Annotated in this window: 14 protein-coding genes; 7 read left to right on the forward strand and 7 right to left on the reverse strand. The window is 49.0% G+C overall.

Going from position 1 to position 17,216, the window contains the following annotated elements:
• The first annotated feature begins 223 nt into the window (after positions 1–223).
• From dnaE to cysE, 4 genes are all read left to right on the forward strand, one after another.
• Complete coding sequence (dnaE, locus tag JFC05_RS06215) at positions 224–3,928, forward strand: DNA polymerase III subunit alpha (RefSeq protein WP_198336217.1); 3,705 nt, start codon at positions 224–226, stop codon at positions 3,926–3,928.
• A 131-nt stretch (positions 3,929–4,059) separates the two neighbouring features.
• Positions 4,060–4,437 carry an Hpt domain-containing protein gene (locus JFC05_RS06220; RefSeq protein WP_198336218.1) on the forward strand — a complete coding sequence of 126 codons (378 nt, stop codon included), beginning with the start codon at positions 4,060–4,062 and terminating at the stop codon, positions 4,435–4,437.
• Positions 4,438–4,479: 42 nt separating this feature from the next.
• A complete protein-coding gene (locus tag JFC05_RS06225; protein ID WP_244658191.1) occupies positions 4,480–5,376 on the forward strand; it encodes an RNA methyltransferase in 897 nt (298 codons plus the stop codon).
• 362 nt (positions 5,377–5,738) lie between these two features.
• A complete protein-coding gene (cysE, locus tag JFC05_RS06230) occupies positions 5,739–6,662 on the forward strand; it encodes a serine O-acetyltransferase (protein WP_198336220.1) in 924 nt (307 codons plus the stop codon).
• 180 nt (positions 6,663–6,842) lie between these two features.
• On the opposite strand, the gene JFC05_RS06235 is transcribed toward cysE, so the two are convergent.
• From JFC05_RS06235 to pheA, 6 genes are all read right to left on the reverse strand, one after another.
• The gene (locus tag JFC05_RS06235) at positions 6,843–7,406 is read right to left on the reverse strand and encodes a 2-amino-4-hydroxy-6-hydroxymethyldihydropteridine diphosphokinase (protein ID WP_198336221.1); all 564 of its coding nucleotides are present in this window, start codon (positions 7,404–7,406) and stop codon (positions 6,843–6,845) included.
• A 19-nt stretch (positions 7,407–7,425) separates the two neighbouring features.
• The gene (folB, locus tag JFC05_RS06240; protein ID WP_198336222.1) at positions 7,426–7,836 is read right to left on the reverse strand and encodes a dihydroneopterin aldolase; all 411 of its coding nucleotides are present in this window, start codon (positions 7,834–7,836) and stop codon (positions 7,426–7,428) included.
• A gap of 51 nt (positions 7,837–7,887) precedes the next feature.
• Positions 7,888–8,835, reverse strand: a complete 948-nt coding sequence (gene rarD, locus JFC05_RS06245) for an EamA family transporter RarD (RefSeq protein ID WP_198336223.1) — start codon at positions 8,833–8,835, stop codon at positions 7,888–7,890.
• Positions 8,836–9,051: 216 nt separating this feature from the next.
• On the reverse strand, positions 9,052–11,364 hold the full coding sequence (locus JFC05_RS06250) for a bifunctional prephenate dehydrogenase/3-phosphoshikimate 1-carboxyvinyltransferase (RefSeq protein ID WP_198336224.1): 2,313 nt from the start codon (positions 11,362–11,364) through the stop codon (positions 9,052–9,054).
• 157 nt (positions 11,365–11,521) lie between these two features.
• Positions 11,522–12,664 (reverse strand): histidinol-phosphate transaminase, encoded by a 1,143-nt coding sequence (gene hisC / locus JFC05_RS06255; protein ID WP_192995722.1) that lies wholly within the window; start codon positions 12,662–12,664, stop codon positions 11,522–11,524.
• Between the two features lie 66 nt (positions 12,665–12,730).
• A complete protein-coding gene (gene pheA / locus JFC05_RS06260; protein WP_192995720.1) occupies positions 12,731–13,915 on the reverse strand; it encodes a prephenate dehydratase in 1,185 nt (394 codons plus the stop codon).
• 561 nt (positions 13,916–14,476) lie between these two features.
• On the opposite strand from pheA, the gene JFC05_RS06265 reads away from it, so the two are divergent.
• Both JFC05_RS06265 and JFC05_RS06270 read left to right on the forward strand, forming a co-directional pair.
• Positions 14,477–15,418 carry a transaldolase gene (locus tag JFC05_RS06265; RefSeq protein ID WP_198336225.1) on the forward strand — a complete coding sequence of 314 codons (942 nt, stop codon included), beginning with the start codon at positions 14,477–14,479 and terminating at the stop codon, positions 15,416–15,418.
• Positions 15,419–15,514: 96 nt separating this feature from the next.
• Positions 15,515–16,018, forward strand: coding sequence for a hypothetical protein (locus JFC05_RS06270; RefSeq protein WP_198336226.1), 504 nt, complete (start codon positions 15,515–15,517; stop codon positions 16,016–16,018).
• 104 nt (positions 16,019–16,122) lie between these two features.
• On the opposite strand, the gene JFC05_RS06275 is transcribed toward JFC05_RS06270, so the two are convergent.
• Positions 16,123–16,689: an adenine phosphoribosyltransferase gene (locus tag JFC05_RS06275; protein WP_198336227.1), complete on the reverse strand. Its 567-nt coding sequence runs from the start codon at positions 16,687–16,689 to the stop codon at positions 16,123–16,125.
• Between the two features lie 344 nt (positions 16,690–17,033).
• On the opposite strand from JFC05_RS06275, the gene JFC05_RS06280 reads away from it, so the two are divergent.
• On the forward strand, positions 17,034–17,198 hold the full coding sequence (locus tag JFC05_RS06280; protein WP_057759803.1) for a rubredoxin: 165 nt from the start codon (positions 17,034–17,036) through the stop codon (positions 17,196–17,198).
• Positions 17,199–17,216 lie beyond the last annotated feature (18 nt).

Consider the following 17,216-nt stretch of genomic DNA (forward strand, 5'->3'; position numbering starts at 1 on the left):
CATAGTATAAAAGGCTTTTTTCATATCAGCACCTGCCAGCAAAGACAGGCTGTTTCTTATGGCCCCCACCGAAGCTATAGCTGTCAACAGCAAATAATGCTATGATGTCCTGCTCAATTGAGCATTTGCGACAAAGGCTTTTACGGCCTAAACTTCCCATGTAAACCACGCAAAATCCGCTAATAAAACCTATTGTTATTGACCGCACCAATAAGAGTCCTCTATGGCATTTGTACACCTTGGCATTCACAGCGAATACTCCATCACTGATTCTATCGTGCGCATAAAGCCGCTTATTAAAGCGGCGGCAGCTGATAATCAGCGTGCGCTGGCGTTGACCGACCTCTCCAATCTGTACGCGACGGTGAAGTTTTATCGCGCTTGTCTTGGCGCTGGCATCAAGCCCATCATCGGCAGCGAAGTTATCATAGATGATGAAGACACTAGGCTAACGCTGCTGGCCATGGACAACGAAGGCTATCAAAACATCACTCGTATCGTCTCGCTGGGCTTCACCGAGGGCCGCGCTGATCCTGACAATCATGGCACCCCTGTCATCAAGCGCCGTCATATCTTAGAGCACGCAGCGGGCGTTATTGTCTTGTTTGGCGAAAAATCAGACGTCGGTCATGCGCTAGTCAGCTCTATGCCAGAAAATGCCGACGTGCTGATCACAGAATGGCAGGCGCATTTTGCTGATCGCTTGTACTTTGCGATCAAGCGCACCAACCGCTCAGGCGAAGACGCTTTTATCAAAGCGGCTATCCACGCTGGTGCCAAGCATCAACTGCCCATTATCGCCCACAATGACGTGCGGTTTTTGGAGCAAGAGGACTTCGATGCTCACGAAGCCCGCGTCTGTATCGCAGGCTCGTACGTACTGGCTGACCCTAACCGTCCGCGCTTGTATTCAGATGAGCAGTATCTAAAAACCCAAGACCAAATGGCGCAACTGTTTGCCGATATTCCGCAGGTGGTCGACAATACCATCCGCCTAGCCACTCGCTGTAATGTGACACTGACGCTAGGCATCAACGTGTTGCCTGACTTTCCTGTGCCAGAGGGCGAGACCATTGAGTCTTTTTTTCGGGCAGAATCACAGCGCGGTCTTAATCACCGATTGGACAAGCTGTTTCCTGTGGAAGCGCGTGACGAGAGCTGGAGCGACTTTCGTAAGCAGTACGATGAGCGCCTAGAGTATGAGCTCGATATTATTTTGTCTATGGGGTTCCCCGGTTACTTCTTAATCGTTATGGACTTTATCCGCTGGGCCAAGGCCAATGGCGTCCCTGTGGGGCCAGGACGCGGCTCTGGTGCCGGCTCTTTGGTTGCGTATGCGCTCAACATTACCGATCTCGACCCCATTCATTACGACCTATTATTCGAGCGCTTCTTGAACCCTGAACGTGTCTCTATGCCCGATTTCGATATTGACTTTTGTATCGAAGGTCGCGACCGTGTCATCGATTATGTGGCGCAAACTTACGGCCGTGAAGCGGTCTCACAGATCATCACCTTTGGTACCATGGCGGCAAAAGCGGTGGTGCGTGATGTGGCGCGGGTACAAAGCAAGTCATACTTTTTGGCCAATAAAATCTCTAAATTGATTCCGAAAACACCTGGCATCACCTTGTCTCAAGCACTCGAGCAAGAACCGCAGCTCAAAGACTTAATCTCCAATCCTGATAACATGGATTATGAAGATGCCATCGAGATTTGGGAGATGGCGGTCAAATTAGAGGGCGTGTGCCGCAACGTCGGCAAGCATGCCGGTGGTGTCCTCATAGCCCCGCATAAAATCACTGACTTTAGCGCCATTTACTGTGACGATGAGGGTCATCGTGTCAGTCAGTTTGATAAAGACGATGTCGAAGATGTCGGTCTGGTAAAATTTGACTTTTTGGGCTTGCGTAACTTAACCGTCATTAATGCTGCGGTAGAAAACATCAACCAACGCCGCGCACGCGAAGGCAAAGACGCGCTGGTACTAGAAGATTTACCGTTAGATGACAAAAAAACCTACAAACTCTTGCAAGAAGCAAAGACCACAGCCGTCTTTCAGCTAGAGAGTATGGGTATGAAAAAATACTTGGCTAAGCTGCAACCGACCAACATCGAAGACGTCATCGCCATGTGTGCCCTCTACCGTCCCGGCCCTCTCGATGCCGGCATGGTAGAGATGTACATTGACCGTAAGCATGGCCGCGAAGAGGTCATTTATGACCATCCCAACCTCGAGCCAATTTTGCAAAACACCAACGGCGTTATTGTCTATCAAGAGCAAGTAATGCAGATCTCGCAGGTAATGGCCGGTTACAGTCTCGGCGGCGCGGATATGCTACGCCGCGCCATGGGTAAGAAAAAACCTGAAGAGATGGCCAAACAGCGTGATATTTTTGTCACGGGTGCCACCGCGCAAGGCATCGATGAAGCAACGTCAGGCGGCGTCTTTGACTTGATGGAAAAATTTGCCGGTTATGGTTTTAACCGCTCGCATTCCGCTGCGTATGGCGTCCTTGCTTATCAGACCGCTTATCTCAAGCAGTACTACCCTGCCGAATTTATGGCTGCGGTACTGACATCCGATATGAACAACACCGACAACGTGGTGTTCTTTATCAATGACTGCCGTGAAAACTTTGGATTGACTGTAGACAATCCATCGGTAAACCGCAGTGAGTGGCACTTTGTCGCTGATACACCGACCAATATTATTTATGGACTTGGCGCGATTAAAGGCGTCGGTGAAGGTGCGGTGGAGTCTATCGTCGATGCGCGCAGCCGCGGTGGGCCGTTTAAAGACTTATATGACTTCTGCCGCCGCGTTGATATCAAAAAAGTCAATAAACGTACGCTTGAGGCATTGGTCAGTGCTGGCTGTTTTGATGACTTTGCCGCGACGTTGCGACCAGACTTACCAAGCGATGCCGCCTACGAGATTCGCGGCGCGCTGATGAGTCAGCTGCCAAGCGCGGTACAGGCCGCGGAGCAAGACCGCCAAAACAATGAGCTTGGCATGATGGACTTGTTTGGCGAGATGGACGGTGTGGTCGCCGCCCCACCGCTCAAAATGACGCCAGAGCTGATCTGGGGTGACAAGCATCGCCTCAAAGCAGAAAAAAACACATTAGGGCTATACCTAACTGGGCACCCAATCAATGAGTACTTGGATGAGCTAAAACGCTATACCTCTGGCGCTCGCCTTGATAAGCTCACAGACACAGGCTATAACGGCAGCTGCTACTTTGCAGGCCTTATTATCGATATTGCCAACTTTGGCAATCGAAATGTCATTACCTTAGATGATGGCACCTCACGACTAGAGGTCAGCTGCTATGCTGAGCGTTTCAATCGCGTCAAAGACCAGCTGAAGGTGGATGAAGTGGTCATTATCAAAGGCAGCATCCGGGAGCGTGACGGGCGATTGTTTGCCCGTCTAGATAATGCCATGAGTATGGTAGATGCGCGTCTGCGTTGGCTCAAAAAAATCAGTATCAAAATCCATGGCAGTGACACGCGCCTACTCTCACGCCTACAGCCGCTACTTAAGTCCGCCCAAGCAGATATCATCCCCGCGCCTAGCTTGACTCAGCAAGATGAGCCAGACGATGCGACCTTCAATGGCAACTATGATCCTGCGTTGGGTGGGAGCTTATATGATGAGGATGGCAATGACTTATTGGCGCTAGAGCATGACATGCAACAAGACGCGCTGCAAAATGGCAGCCCTTATAGTAATAATGCGCTGAGTAACACTGACGCCTCCATTCATGATAACTGTCTGCCGCTTGGCCTGAGCATTTATGAAGCGTATGGTATCGCCAATGTGGGACTCTCTGAGCATTGGCGTATCTATCCAAATGATGACAACTTGCAACAACTAAAAAGCATGGTGAATGAGGACAACTTACATTTTCACTATAGCTGACGCGGGGCTTTTAGCCGTGGCCTCCTATAGCGATGTCTACTCTATCCCTTGACGATAGCCGTTTTATTGCTTGAGATTTAACTGATTTAACTGATTTAACTGATTTAACTGACAATATTGGACCTAATACCATGGATGAGAACCCACATAATAATACCGCCGACCAAACTGTAGATATCCTCAATGATGAGCAATTTGAAGACATGCGTGACTTGCTCGAAGAGGACTTTGCCGATTTGATTCAAGTGTATCTCACTGACAGCCAGCAGCGCATCCAAAGCCTACGCATCGCACAACAACAAAACGATAATGCCAATGGTTTTGAGATTGCCCATGCCCTAAAAGGCGCCAGTGCTAATTTGGGGACGACTCAGCTGATGCGTCTTAGTAGTCAACTCCAAGAGCGGTGCCGTGAGCAGCGTATCGGTGAGCAGGCGGCGCTGATCGAGGATATCGCAGCGGCGCTGCAACGCGCTGAGCAAACCATCAAACAGCGCATGGAGCAATAAATGAGCCAAAGCCCTTTATCAGTGACAACGTCGCCATCATCTATGCCAATCAACCATCCAGCAACGAGCGTAGACGACTACTTATCTTGTATTCAGGTCGTCATGGTCAATACCACCTTGCCTGCCAATATCGGCTCAGCGGCACGGGCCATGCATACGATGGGATTGTCACGCTTGACGGTCGTCGACCCCAAGCGGCCTATCGATGAGACCAGTGTATCGCACGCTGCAGGTGGCCATGAGCTGCTGTCAGCAGCTGTGATTGCCCCAACGCTAGAGTCGGCGATCGCTGATTGTCAGCTGGTATTTGCAGCTAGCAGTCGCAGTCGTCATATGCCGCGCCCTGTCGTCACGCCCACACAGGCGGCCAAAATCATTTTTGATTTTATCGATAGTCAATCCACCTATCAGCCTCAGACCACGGCCGAGACCGCACAGGATAATACTGCTGGCACCCGCAAACCAAATATCGCGATATTGTTTGGCCGCGAAGACCGTGGTTTGACCAATGAAGAGCTGGCCTATGCCGATTACCATATCCAAATCGATGCCAACCCTGCCTATCCGGTACTTAATGTCGCCTCAGCGGTACAAGTGATTGCCAGTTTTGTCTTTGCTTATGCGCAAACCCACACTCAGACAGCGACGAGCCCAGAGGCTGATGCTGACTCTGATAAAGCCGCAGCACGCTCGATGATTGACATGACGTTACGCCAACAGTGGGATGAGCCGGCCATCACTCAGCAGCAGCAACAGCAGTTGACCGAGCGCATGACAGCGCTGTTGGTGCAGCAGGGTCTGGCAGACAGCGCACATCTAAAATCTTTGCCAGCACGGCTATCGCGGCTCGGCTCACGCTTACAGCTGGATCAAAAAGAGTATCAGCTGTTAAGCGCACTTATCGCCAAGCTTTTAAAAGATAGACCCCAATCATCATAATAAAAGCCACCAGTACAGATTTTTTGGGTTTGGTCGGCCAGCGATAGCCTGCTATTATTAGAGCGTGTTATATTGGATGGCTCAGATTGTAAGTATAGTGAGTTCAGTATAAAAACGATGCAGTGGGACTGGGATAAATTTTACGCAGCATCGAGCAGCGCAGGCACAGCACGACAGCACGCAAGGAAAATTTATACCAGTTCCACGTTGATATATAATGTATCTGTTTTATTTAGAAGCGACTATACATAGAAATAAGTATATAGAATAAGCATCAGGATTAGCACCCAATACTGATCACACCGCCATACTTTACCGACCAATAGACGGACCAACAGACCGATCAACAAATAGGACACTTTATGTCATTGCCAGCCAAATTGCTCAATTCGCTTGCCAGCATCAAAAAAGACCTAAAAGAAGATATCGATGCGGTATTCAACCGTGATCCTGCCGCACGCAATAGTCTGGAGGTCATTCTTACCTATCCTGGTATTCATGCGCTTATCTTGCATCGCGGCGCTCATTATCTCTGGAATCACGAACAAAAACTGGCCGCCCGCGTGATCTCTTACGGCTCGCGTATGGTCACTGGTATCGAGATTCACCCTGCAGCCAAAATCGGTAAGCGGTTTTTTATCGACCACGGTGTCGGCGTGGTCATCGGTGAGACCGCAGAGATTGGCAACGATGTCACCTTATACCACGGCGTCACTCTCGGCGGCGTCTCATGGAATAACGGCAAACGCCATCCAACGTTAGAAGACGGCGTGACCGTAGGCGCTGGCGCAAAAGTTTTGGGGCCATTTACTGTCGGTAAAAATGCCAAAATCGGCTCAAATGCGGTGGTGGTCAAACCTGTGCCAGCTGGCGCTACCATGGTCGGCAGCGCGGCGCGCATGATATCTGATCATCACGATGAAAAAGGCAACCCCATCGCCACCAAAGTCCAAGACGCCAAACAACAAGAGAAAGTGGCCCAAGCAGGCGAAGGCGACACCGGCAAAGACCAAGCGCAAAGCACAGCGGCCAAGGCCAAGCGCCGCACTACTTTTCAAGCTTATGGTATCGACCCCTCTTCTCAAGACCCAGTGGCCGAAGCGTTTGCAAAAATGCTTGAGCATATTCAGCAGTCAGAAAATCGCCTAGATCAGCTGCAAACTGCCATGTGTGAGATTGATCCTGATTTTTGCAAAAAGAAGTATGACAAGCTTTGTTTAGAAGATTTAGATGTGATCGGGCGCTCTGACATGGAAGAGCTGACTGACGAAAAAAACAAGTCCTGATAGCTTACCGTAGCCTCTGATACTCTTTTAATATAGTCAATCGCACATAAAACTGGCACAATTGATATCACGTGCTACTGGTATGTATTTTGCGCCGCATCGAGCGGCGTTGGCACAGTACACAAGAAAAATGAATGCCCGTAGGACGGATTTTGGTGTTTGGAAAAGTTTTAAAGCCTTTTAACCGATAAAACCGCTCTTTGAAATCAATTCTTCAACCCCTGCTGTCTCGTGTGCTTTGAATGGATAACGATCCGCCATTATTATCCATTGTTCTGAATACTCTACTATTTTTGTAGATGTCGATTTATTGCTTAGGCTATTTTGGTTAAGTCCAGTTTGTATAAGTAAAATGTCAATATCCATGGTGACTTGCTTTATAGAGGTTTGCGCTTCTATGAAACGCTGCCGATGGCAGTCACTTTCAATGAGCTTAAAAGCCTGCTGCAGCTCCTGCAAACTCATCGCCGTATCCAGAGATAAATACGCACACTGATTGGTATAGTCAGGCTTTGGCTGCTCTTGAGTCGCGGTAAAGTCAGGGTTTTGAAAAGACGTAGAGAGCTGCATACGGCCAAATGTGGCCAGTTTTTCACGCGCATCAGGCAAATAGTAGTCAGCGTGATAGTTGCTACCCAAAGCCAGTACCACTGCTGTCACCTCGTACGCTTGCAGCTGTTCAGGCGTATATATCTCTAGGCCCGCAAGATTTAAACCAGCCAGACCTTTATGCTTCTCATACATATTAAAAATTTTAGGCGTCTTATGCATCATGACGTTGACTGGTAGGCTGCTCGCTATGACTGGCTTTTGCAGATCGGGTGATTTGCACCCCAACGGCGTCTGCGTGTTTGATTGCCGTCGGCTTAGCCATGCTCAGCGTGATTTTATGACAAGCGTATTTGGCAAGCAGTTTATCTGCGATTTGCTCAGCCAGATGCTCAAGTAGCTTTGCTTGAATGACTTGGCACCACTCGCTGACATCATCACAAACCGCCTTATAATTTAGCGCATCCTGTACATCATCTGAGGCGGCAGCAGCACTGATATCCGTCTCAAGCACGATATCGATCTGCAGCGGCTGGGTGATAGCGCGCTCCCATTCATAGACGCCGATGACGGCATCTACCGTCAAGCCTCTGACAAATACCACATCAGACTGAGTATGCAACATGCTTTTATCCTTGTTTACTGGTTTTTTAGGAGTTTTATAGCAGACAGATGATCATGCTTTTTGGCGCAAACGCGCAGCCTTTAGCATCTTACTTGGGCGATGATGCCACAAGTCAATGCTAAACAACAACAGACCAACCCAAATCAAGCCAAAGACGGCCAAACGGTGCAAGTCAAATGGCTCTTTATAGTAAAATACTGCCAAAAAGAAAATAAAAGTCGGCGTCAGATAGTTCATAAAACTTAAAATACTATAAGCCACCAGCTTGGTTGATTTATTAAATAACAATAGCGGTATCAAAGTGATGGGGCCTGCCAGCATCAATAGCCAGATGTTTGATGACAACCAAAAACTGATCTGACTACTCACCACATCGGCCTGCCAAAACCACCACAGGCACATCGGTACCAGCATCGTCGTCTCCACAAACATCGCATCGATGGCGCTCAGCGGTGTTTGCCGCTGAATGGTACCGTATGTGCTAAAGCTAAACGCCAGTATCAGCGAAATCCAAGGTAAGCTCCCAATCATCACCACCTGAATAATCACAGACAATAGCGCAAAACCAATCGCCACCCATTGCAGTGTACGCAAGCGCTCTTTGAACAAAATCATCGAGAGCGCCACCCCTACCAGCGGCCCGATAAAATAGCCCAAACTGGCCTCAAGTATGCGGTCATGGTTGACCGCCCAAACATAGGTCAGCCAGTTGGTGGCAATAATCAGACCCGATATCAGCGAAAACACAATCCACCTAGGATTTTTCTTTAAAGTGTCTATCCAGCCCCAGCGTTTGGTGACGACTAAGACAAGCAGCAGACAAGCAAAGGTCCAGACGATACGGTGCCCGATGATCTCAGTGGCATCGTAGGCGGCCAACTGTTTAAAATATAAAGGAAATCCGCCCCAGATAAAAAAGGCCATAAGCGCTGTGACAATACCACGTCTGGTGGTTTTGATAGGCGTCACGGGTTTTTTGATAATATTTTGAGTGGTCATAAGTCAGTACAACTTAATTTAGAGCAAAGCGTACTGTTGCAGACTGCGCCTGATGATGAGCATATTTAGGCGAGCGGCAAAAGCACAGGGTTACTACAGATAGAATAAAAGTGAAAAAGCAATGCATTGACACTCATAGTAGTATCAATGCATTGCTGACGATAACGGTATTTGAACCCTTATGGTGTTTAATCCCTGGTAAAAGTCCTAACGCTATTAGGCGCGGCTATCGTGAACCTCGATAGACATGCCTACTTGATTGGCAAGCTCGGCAAATCCTGGGAAACTGGTATTGACCGTCTCAACGCCTTCGATGGTGATCGGCTTGGATGCGCGCAAGCTTGCAACCGCAAAGCTCATGGCGATACGATGGTCATGATGCGAGGTGATATGTCCACCGCCAAAAACAGGTTGGCTGTTATTTGCTTCACTTTGACCTACACCTGCACTACCTTTGCCTTCAATGATCAGACCATCCTCAGTCACTGTACAATCAATACCAAGGGTTTGTAGACCATCTGCCATCACAGCAATACGATCGGACTCTTTGACACGCAGTTCTTTAGCACCCGTTAGTACTGTACGACCTCGCGCACAGCTAGCAGCGATAAACAGTACTGGGAACTCATCAATCGCCAGTGGTACTAGATACTCTGGAATATCGATACCTTGCAGGTTTGAGCTGCGTATCGTGATATCCGCCACTGGCTCGCCGCCGACATGGGTCTCATTGCTTAGGCTGATATCAGCATTCATCAGCTTTAAGATATCAATGATGCCGGTGCGGGTTGGGTTAATACCCACTTGCGTTAGGGTCAGTTCACTACCTTGACTGATGGCCGCGGCGACCATAAAGAAGGCGGCGGAAGAGATATCCGCAGGCACAGCGATATCGCCACCTGTGAGTGTGCCGCCACCGGTGACACTGATACGGTTGCCTTCTACAATTACTGGATAGCCAAAGGCTGATAGCATACGCTCGGTATGGTCACGGCTGATCTCAGGCTGAGTGACCGTTGTCGTACCCTCGGCCCATAGACCTGCTAGCAGTAAGCAAGACTTCACCTGTGCTGACGCCACTGGCATGTCATACTCTACCCCTTGCAGTGGCTGGCCAACCGTATCACGGCCAGTGATGCTTAGCGGCGCGGTACCATCATGACCCGTGCTTTGAATCACCGCACCCATGTCACGTAACGGTGCTGCCACCCGCTCCATCGGACGCTTGTTTAGACTGGTATCACCAGTCAACACACTATCAAATGACTGGGCGGCTAAGATGCCGGCTAGCAGGCGCATACTGGTGCCTGAGTTGCCCATATACAGTGGCGTTTTGCTGGGTTTTAGTCCGTGCATACCGACACCATGAATGGTCAATCTGCCTTTATCAGGGCCTTCGATGCTTACACCCATGTCACGGAATGCTTGTAAGGTAGCCAGCGCATCCTCCCCTTCCAAAAATCCAGTAACGTTAGTCACACCTGTGGCTAAACTGCCAAGCATGATGCTGCGATGCGAGATAGATTTGTCTCCAGGAACGGTAATGGTGCCAGAGACGGTGTTGCTAGGGGTGATATTATAAGAAGCTGACATAGCAGAGGTATCCGTATAAGGGGTGCTGGCTAACATATGGCCAAAATGTCGCCGTGCGGCTTGCGCGCGGCCCAAAAGCCCCATCAGGGCGGTTGAATCTTTATCAATGATAAGCTGACGCATGGTCTGTAGATAGACGCCGTACTCATCAAGGGCGCTGATAATCGCGCGCTCGTTGGCAAAAAATATATCATGCCACATCTTAGGATCGCTGGCAGCGATACGGGTAAAGTCGCGGAACCCACCAGCGGCATAGCGAAACATATCCAAATTGTCATCATGACTCGCCAATTGCTCGACCAGATTAAACGCCAGTAGGTGCGGTAGATGACTGGTATGCGCCAATATCGCATCGTGATGATCGGCTGCCATCGGCATGACAGTCGCACCCACCGCCTCCCATAACTGCTGCAGCTTTGCAATTGCAGAAGAGCTGGTGGTGGCTAGCTCACAGATTATCACGCTGTGGTTGACAAACAAATTGGCGCGTCTGGCATGATACCCTGAATTCTCCGCCCCAGCAATCGGATGCGCGGGTACAAACCCCGTTGGCAGTGCAGCAAATACCGATTTTGCTGCCTCAATGATATTGACCTTGGTACTACAGACATCCGTGATGATACAGTCTGTAGCCAGCTGGCCGTTGTCCATTGCAGCTTTGATATCGGTAAATACGGCTTGCACCGCTTGCACCGGTACGGCTATGATAAGTAAGTCGCTACCTGCCACCACGTCAGTCAAGCGCGTGCTACCAGCATCAAGCAAGCCATGTTTTATGGCTTCATCCACGCTTGGCAAGTGCCTATCGACAGCAACCAAGCGCTCGCTTAAATGATTGTCTTTTATAGCTTGAGCAAGACTTGCGCCAATCAGCCCAAGACCGATCACGCAAACTTGTTTAAACAACAAAGGGGTTTTATCAAAAGAGGATTGCATAGGATTCTTATTTTTTATCTTTTTTATGGCGACTCACGGCAGCTTGTATTTCACAAGTTGGCATTCAGTCGCAAAGGCACGCCTGCATGAGTGCCATGACATTATCAGGATTCAGATGGGCTGGCCCGCCCTCTTTATCAGTATCAGTTGCCAGTGATCAGTCCTCGGTCAAAATCGAGCGTAACGTATCTATCAAACGCAGATTGTCTTCAGCCAGACCTACCGTGATACGCAGCCAGTTCGGGAGTCCATAGGCGGCCAAAGGACGTACGATTACTCCCTGCTCTAGCAATGCTTGATGAATAGACATAGCGTTGATGTCTTCCATCTCGACTTCGAATTTTACCATAATAAAATTGGCGTGCGACTTAATAAAACCCAGCCCTAGCGCGTCAAACTGTTTTTCTAACCAGCGCATTTGCTCAGCGTTGCTCAAGCGAGTGGCTTCGATAAAGTCTTGATCGGCAAGTGCAGCAGCGGCGGCGGCCAATGCCACACGGCTGACGTTAAATGGCTGACGGATGCGATTGAGCAGATTTGCGACTGGTACTGAGCTGAGCGCGTAGCCCACGCGCAAACCCGCCAGCCCATAAGCTTTAGAAAACGTACGAACGATAACCACATTGTCAAACTCATCAAGCAGCGCCCTATTATTACTCTCAGGGCTATACTCGATATACGCCTCATCGAGCACCACCAGTACCGAAGCTGGCACGCTAGCGACAAACTCACGTAGCTCTTTTTGCCCAAGCTGGGTGCCTGTTGGGTTATTGGGATTGGCAATAAACACAACCTTGGTATTTGGATGGTCGGCGACGGCTTGACGCATGGCCGTTAAGTCATGACCAAACCGCGGCGCTGGCACCTCAATCCCAGTAGCACCTTGTATCTTCGCCAGCATCGAATACACCACAAAGGCATACTGACTATACACAATGGTATCGTCGCAACTGACAAAGCCACGCGCCAAGAGATCCAATAGATCATTGGAGCCATTACCTAGGGTAATCTGCTCAACATCCACACGATTAAAATCCGCCAGCGCTTGCTTGAGATAATAGCCATTGCCATCAGGATAGCGTGCCAGTTGACCCAGCTGCTCGGTGATTGCCAATGTCACATGCGGCGAGCAGCCTAATGGGTTTTCATTGCTGGCCAGCTTTACGACATCAGAAACCCCATATTCGCGTGTCAGCTCCTCAACCGGCTTGCCAGTCTGATAAGGCGTCAGCGCTAAGATACTATCATACGCAGAGGTAAGCGGAGCTAAACTTGATGATGTCGCTTGAGGTGATGCCATGGTTTATCCTTAGAGATGATGACACATCTACTGCTTAGTATGATCCATTTGCGGCCGATGATTAGCTTACAATACCGCTTTGGGGTATGAGCCAAGTATACGCAAATCTTTTACCAGTGGACGAATATCGGCAATCGCCGCGCTCACGTTTGGCGCATCAATATGACCATTCATATCGATAAAGAACACATAAGCCCATTTATTCGGGCGCTCAGGACGCGTCTCGATACTGGTCATCGATACCCCATGATAAGACAGTGGCTTTAGGATTTCGATAAGTGCCCCTGCTTTGTCGTGTGCCGATACCACGATAGAGGTTTTGTCTTGGCCTGATGGCGCAATCGCCTCGTGACCGATGATAAGAAAACGTGTGGTGTTGCTAGGATTGTCTTCTATATTGGTATACAGCTTGTGTAGATCATATTCTGCTGCAGCAACGTCCCCTGCGATAGCGGCAGAATGCCACTCGTTTTTGAGGCGACGCGCCGCCTCTCCGTTGCTCGATACGGCCACACGCTCGACGTTTGGAAAGTTGACATCAAGCCAATGACGGCACTGAGCCAATGACTGCTGGTGCGAATAAATACGGCTGAGACTATCGACCTTGGTGTGCTCAGCGACCAAGAAGTTTTGGTGAATAGGCAGCTCAACTTCACCGATGATTTTTAAAGAAGAGGACAAAAAGCCATCTAGCGTGTGATTGACCACCCCTTCTGAAGAGTTTTCAACAGGTACCACGCCATACATCGCTGTGCCCGCTTCGACTTCGCGAAACACATCGGTGATGGTGGTCATCGGCATGGTATCCGCGGCTTTGCCAAAGTGTTTGAGCGCAGCTGCATGGGTAAAGGTACCAACAGGCCCTAAAAAGGCGATGCGCTGCGGTGCTTCTAAGTCCAAGCATACAGACATAATCTCACGAAACAGACGGGCCATTTTTTCGTCAGCGATAGGGCCAGTATTGCGCTCCATGACGGCTTTTAGTACTTGCGCCTCTCGCTCTGGACGATAAAAAATAGGGTTGCTGTCAGTTGCGGCGGCGGCATTATTCGCGAGGTGTTCTTTTTTGACGACAGCCACTTGCTGAGCCAATTTGGCACGATCATTGATCAACGTTTGAATTTTGCAGTCTACTGCATCGATACTTTGACGAATATTGTCCAAAAACGCTTTTTCGGTTGCGGCATCGTTTGTGTCTGTCGTGGTTTGATTGGAGTTATTCATATGTTGTTCTGGTGACTGCTCACTCATTACCGCCCATCCTTTTTAGATTTTTTACTGTTGAAATTTTTGACCAGCTTTTAGCTATTGGGTCTGACATCATCGGTGTTAATAGCTTGCTATAGCGACATGATAAAACAACAGTCTATCAAGACACCGTCTGCTTTTGCTCTTATCCGATTTTGCCATGCTATTTTTTGACTTATCGATAATATCTCAAGCTGCTCATACCACTGTCGCATAGCAGGTGACCGGCTCTACTATAACAAAAACGGCGCGCAGTGCCCACGGGTAATCGTGTGCAATCGCATGTAATGTCGCGCCACTCTTATCAGCTGCCCATATCATCTCGTCCATAGTATAGTCGATTCAAAATAATTGTGGTACAGCGTCAGCAAATGAGAATGCTGATCAGCTAATATTGACCTGACTATAGCACAGTTGTGCCCTTGTCTTTTGTCGTCCATCACACTATGAGGCAACAGAGGCTCAAAACTATGTTACAGTTTAATACCAATCCCTCATCTTACGACAAAAACAAAACCACCCTGTGATTGATAACATCACGTCACTAAAAAAAAAGGATCTCTAATGAGCGCATTACAACAGCTTCGTACCATGACCACCATTGTCGCTGATACTGGCGATCTGGCCGCCATTGCGCGCTTAAAACCCATCGACGCCACCACCAACCCAAGCTTGATCACCAAAGCTCTCATCCACCCTGACAACCAAGGCATGCTGGCAGAGACCATGAGCCGCCATAATGGCGATGTCGATGCGGTTATAGATGCACTGACCGTCCAAGTTGGCTGTGATATTTTGGCACTGATCGAGGGACGAGTATCTACCGAAGTCGACGCGCGCTTGTCTTATGACACCAAAGCGACGATCGATAAGGCCATGGCGTTTATGGAGGCGTATCAAAAGGCAGGAATCGATCCTCAGCGCGTCTTGATCAAAATGGCCGCCACCTGGCAAGGCATCGAGGCGGCGCGCTACCTCGAAACCCAAGGCATCCATTGTAACTTGACGCTTTTATTCGGTCAGCATCAAGCCATTGCCTGTGCTGATGCTGGCGTGACGCTGATCTCGCCTTTTGTGGGTCGTATTTTAGACTGGCAAAAACGCCAGCAAAACCGCCAAAATGTGCCCGCCTCCGATGATATGGGCGTAAAATCGGTCAAGCTGATTTATCAGTATTACAAGCAGCACGGCTATGGCACTCAAGTCATGGGCGCAAGCTTCCGCTCTACTGAGCAAATACTGGCGTTGGCAGGCTGTGATTTATTGACCATCGCGCCAAACCTTATCGACGAGCTTGCCGCCATGGACACACAAGTAGAGCGTCAGCTATCGCCCAGCATGTCTATGGCGCTAGATGAGATGACCCGCGTCAGTCTAACTCACGAAGAATTCAGCGCCGCCTACCAACAAGACACCGTGACACAAGACCTGCTACCAAAGGGCATTGATGGCTTTATCACTGCTCGTGATGAGCTGGCCAAGACACTGGCGGCCATCCGTGAGTAACTTGTCAGGCCGTGACCTGTCATAAAAGATATTTGCCTGCCGATAACAACTTGGCTATTATGGCCTACTTCAAACAACCAGAAGCAAGGCTTAAGTATGAAACGGCTATCAGTGTTATTGGCAGGCAGTGCTTTGGCACTCAGCGCACAAGCAGTGAACTGGTCAGAGGTGTCCGAGAGTCATTCTGGCTCGGTTTTTAGTGTGGACTTAGATTCTATCGAGCGCTCTGATATTAGCATCATAGATGAAAAGCGTGTCGAAAATATCACCGTCTCAATCCGTCGAACCTACCCCCCACAAGCCAAAAAAAACATAGCAAAAGACAAAGAGGCTGCAAAAGAAGAAAATGCGGAAACAGCGCCTTTTAAAGAAAAACCCATCCATCATAGCGACCAGCAGCTACTGATCTCTTGTAAAGACGCCAGCTACTATCGGCGTGCTTATGTCAATTACGCGGCCAATGACAAAGTCATAAAGTCTTGGCAGTCAGATAAACCCATTTTGACCACAAAAGATTTCAAAATCACCAGCCCTAAGACGATCGGGCGCGCCCTCGTAGAATACAGCTGCAAAAACCACGAACAACAAAAAACGGCTTAATTTAGCATGGGCTTTATGCCATGTGTCTTAAATACCGTGTATCTTAAATAGCTATGTTGAAAAAAAGCGCGCTGATTATATCAGCATCAGCGCGCTTTTTGATTTTAGGCTTTTAGTACCGTATAAACGGGTACTGGAAACGCTCCATGCAGCGCCACCAAATCGAGTAATACCAGCGCCCCGACCACGGTGTGACCTGCTGAGCGACAAAGCTCGTAAGCGGTGTTCAAGGTGCCACCAGTTGCCAAAATATCATCGACCAACAATACCCGCTCAGGCGGTAGATTGTTTTGCATCTCAAGGGTGTCTTTACCATACTCAAGCGCATAAGCCTTATTGGCTACAGGTGGCGGCAACTTACCAGGCTTACGCAGCAATATCATACCCTTACCCAAATGCCCTGCTAGCAAGCTGGCAAAGACAAACCCACGCGCCTCGACCGCACCCAAACAATCGACCTCATCCAGACAGCCTTCTGGTAAAGCGGCCAGCAGCGCATCGATGACCGCATCAACGTGACTGCGCAGTAACGGGGTTATGTCATAAAAATCAATGCCGACTTTTGGAAAGTCTGGTACGGTGCGAATGATCTGCCAAAAAGGATGATCAGTATTGAGCACGGCTGATGGCTGGTTTTCGGTATTGGTAGAGGTAGCGGCATTGATGCTCATGAGGACCCTTAGCGTGTATGACTTTAATGATAACTGGTGTGAATTTTTCGGCCGTTATTGTAGCATAATTGACCCAATTAATACGCTAAAGCATCGGCTATTATCAGCCTCGGTCTGCACAAAACCGCGACGCTTGACTTGATAAAAATCTCACAATCTCAATATACAAGTGTAAACTTAACTATGAAAATAACGGTTATATGCTAAACTACGTGCGTTTTTGCTGTCTAAGCGCTGACCGTTATATGGACACTTGCACACTGTCGTGACGCCCAGTCATTAGCCCTTGGCATGACTGGCGCGCTAAAAAACGGTCACACTAGAAATAATCGATAGGACTTTTTATGAAACGTTATGAATGTATTGTCTGCGGCTGGATATACGACGAAGCACTTGGCTGCCCAGAAGAAGGCATCGCCCCTGGTACCAAATGGGAAGATATCCCTGATGACTGGACATGTCCTGAGTGCGGTGTGGGCAAACTCGATTTTGAGATGCTTGAGCTGTAGTAGACGACCTCTGATTAG

The sequence above is a fragment of the Psychrobacter celer genome (assembly GCF_016107555.1).
Lineage (GTDB): Bacteria > Pseudomonadota > Gammaproteobacteria > Pseudomonadales > Moraxellaceae > Psychrobacter > Psychrobacter celer.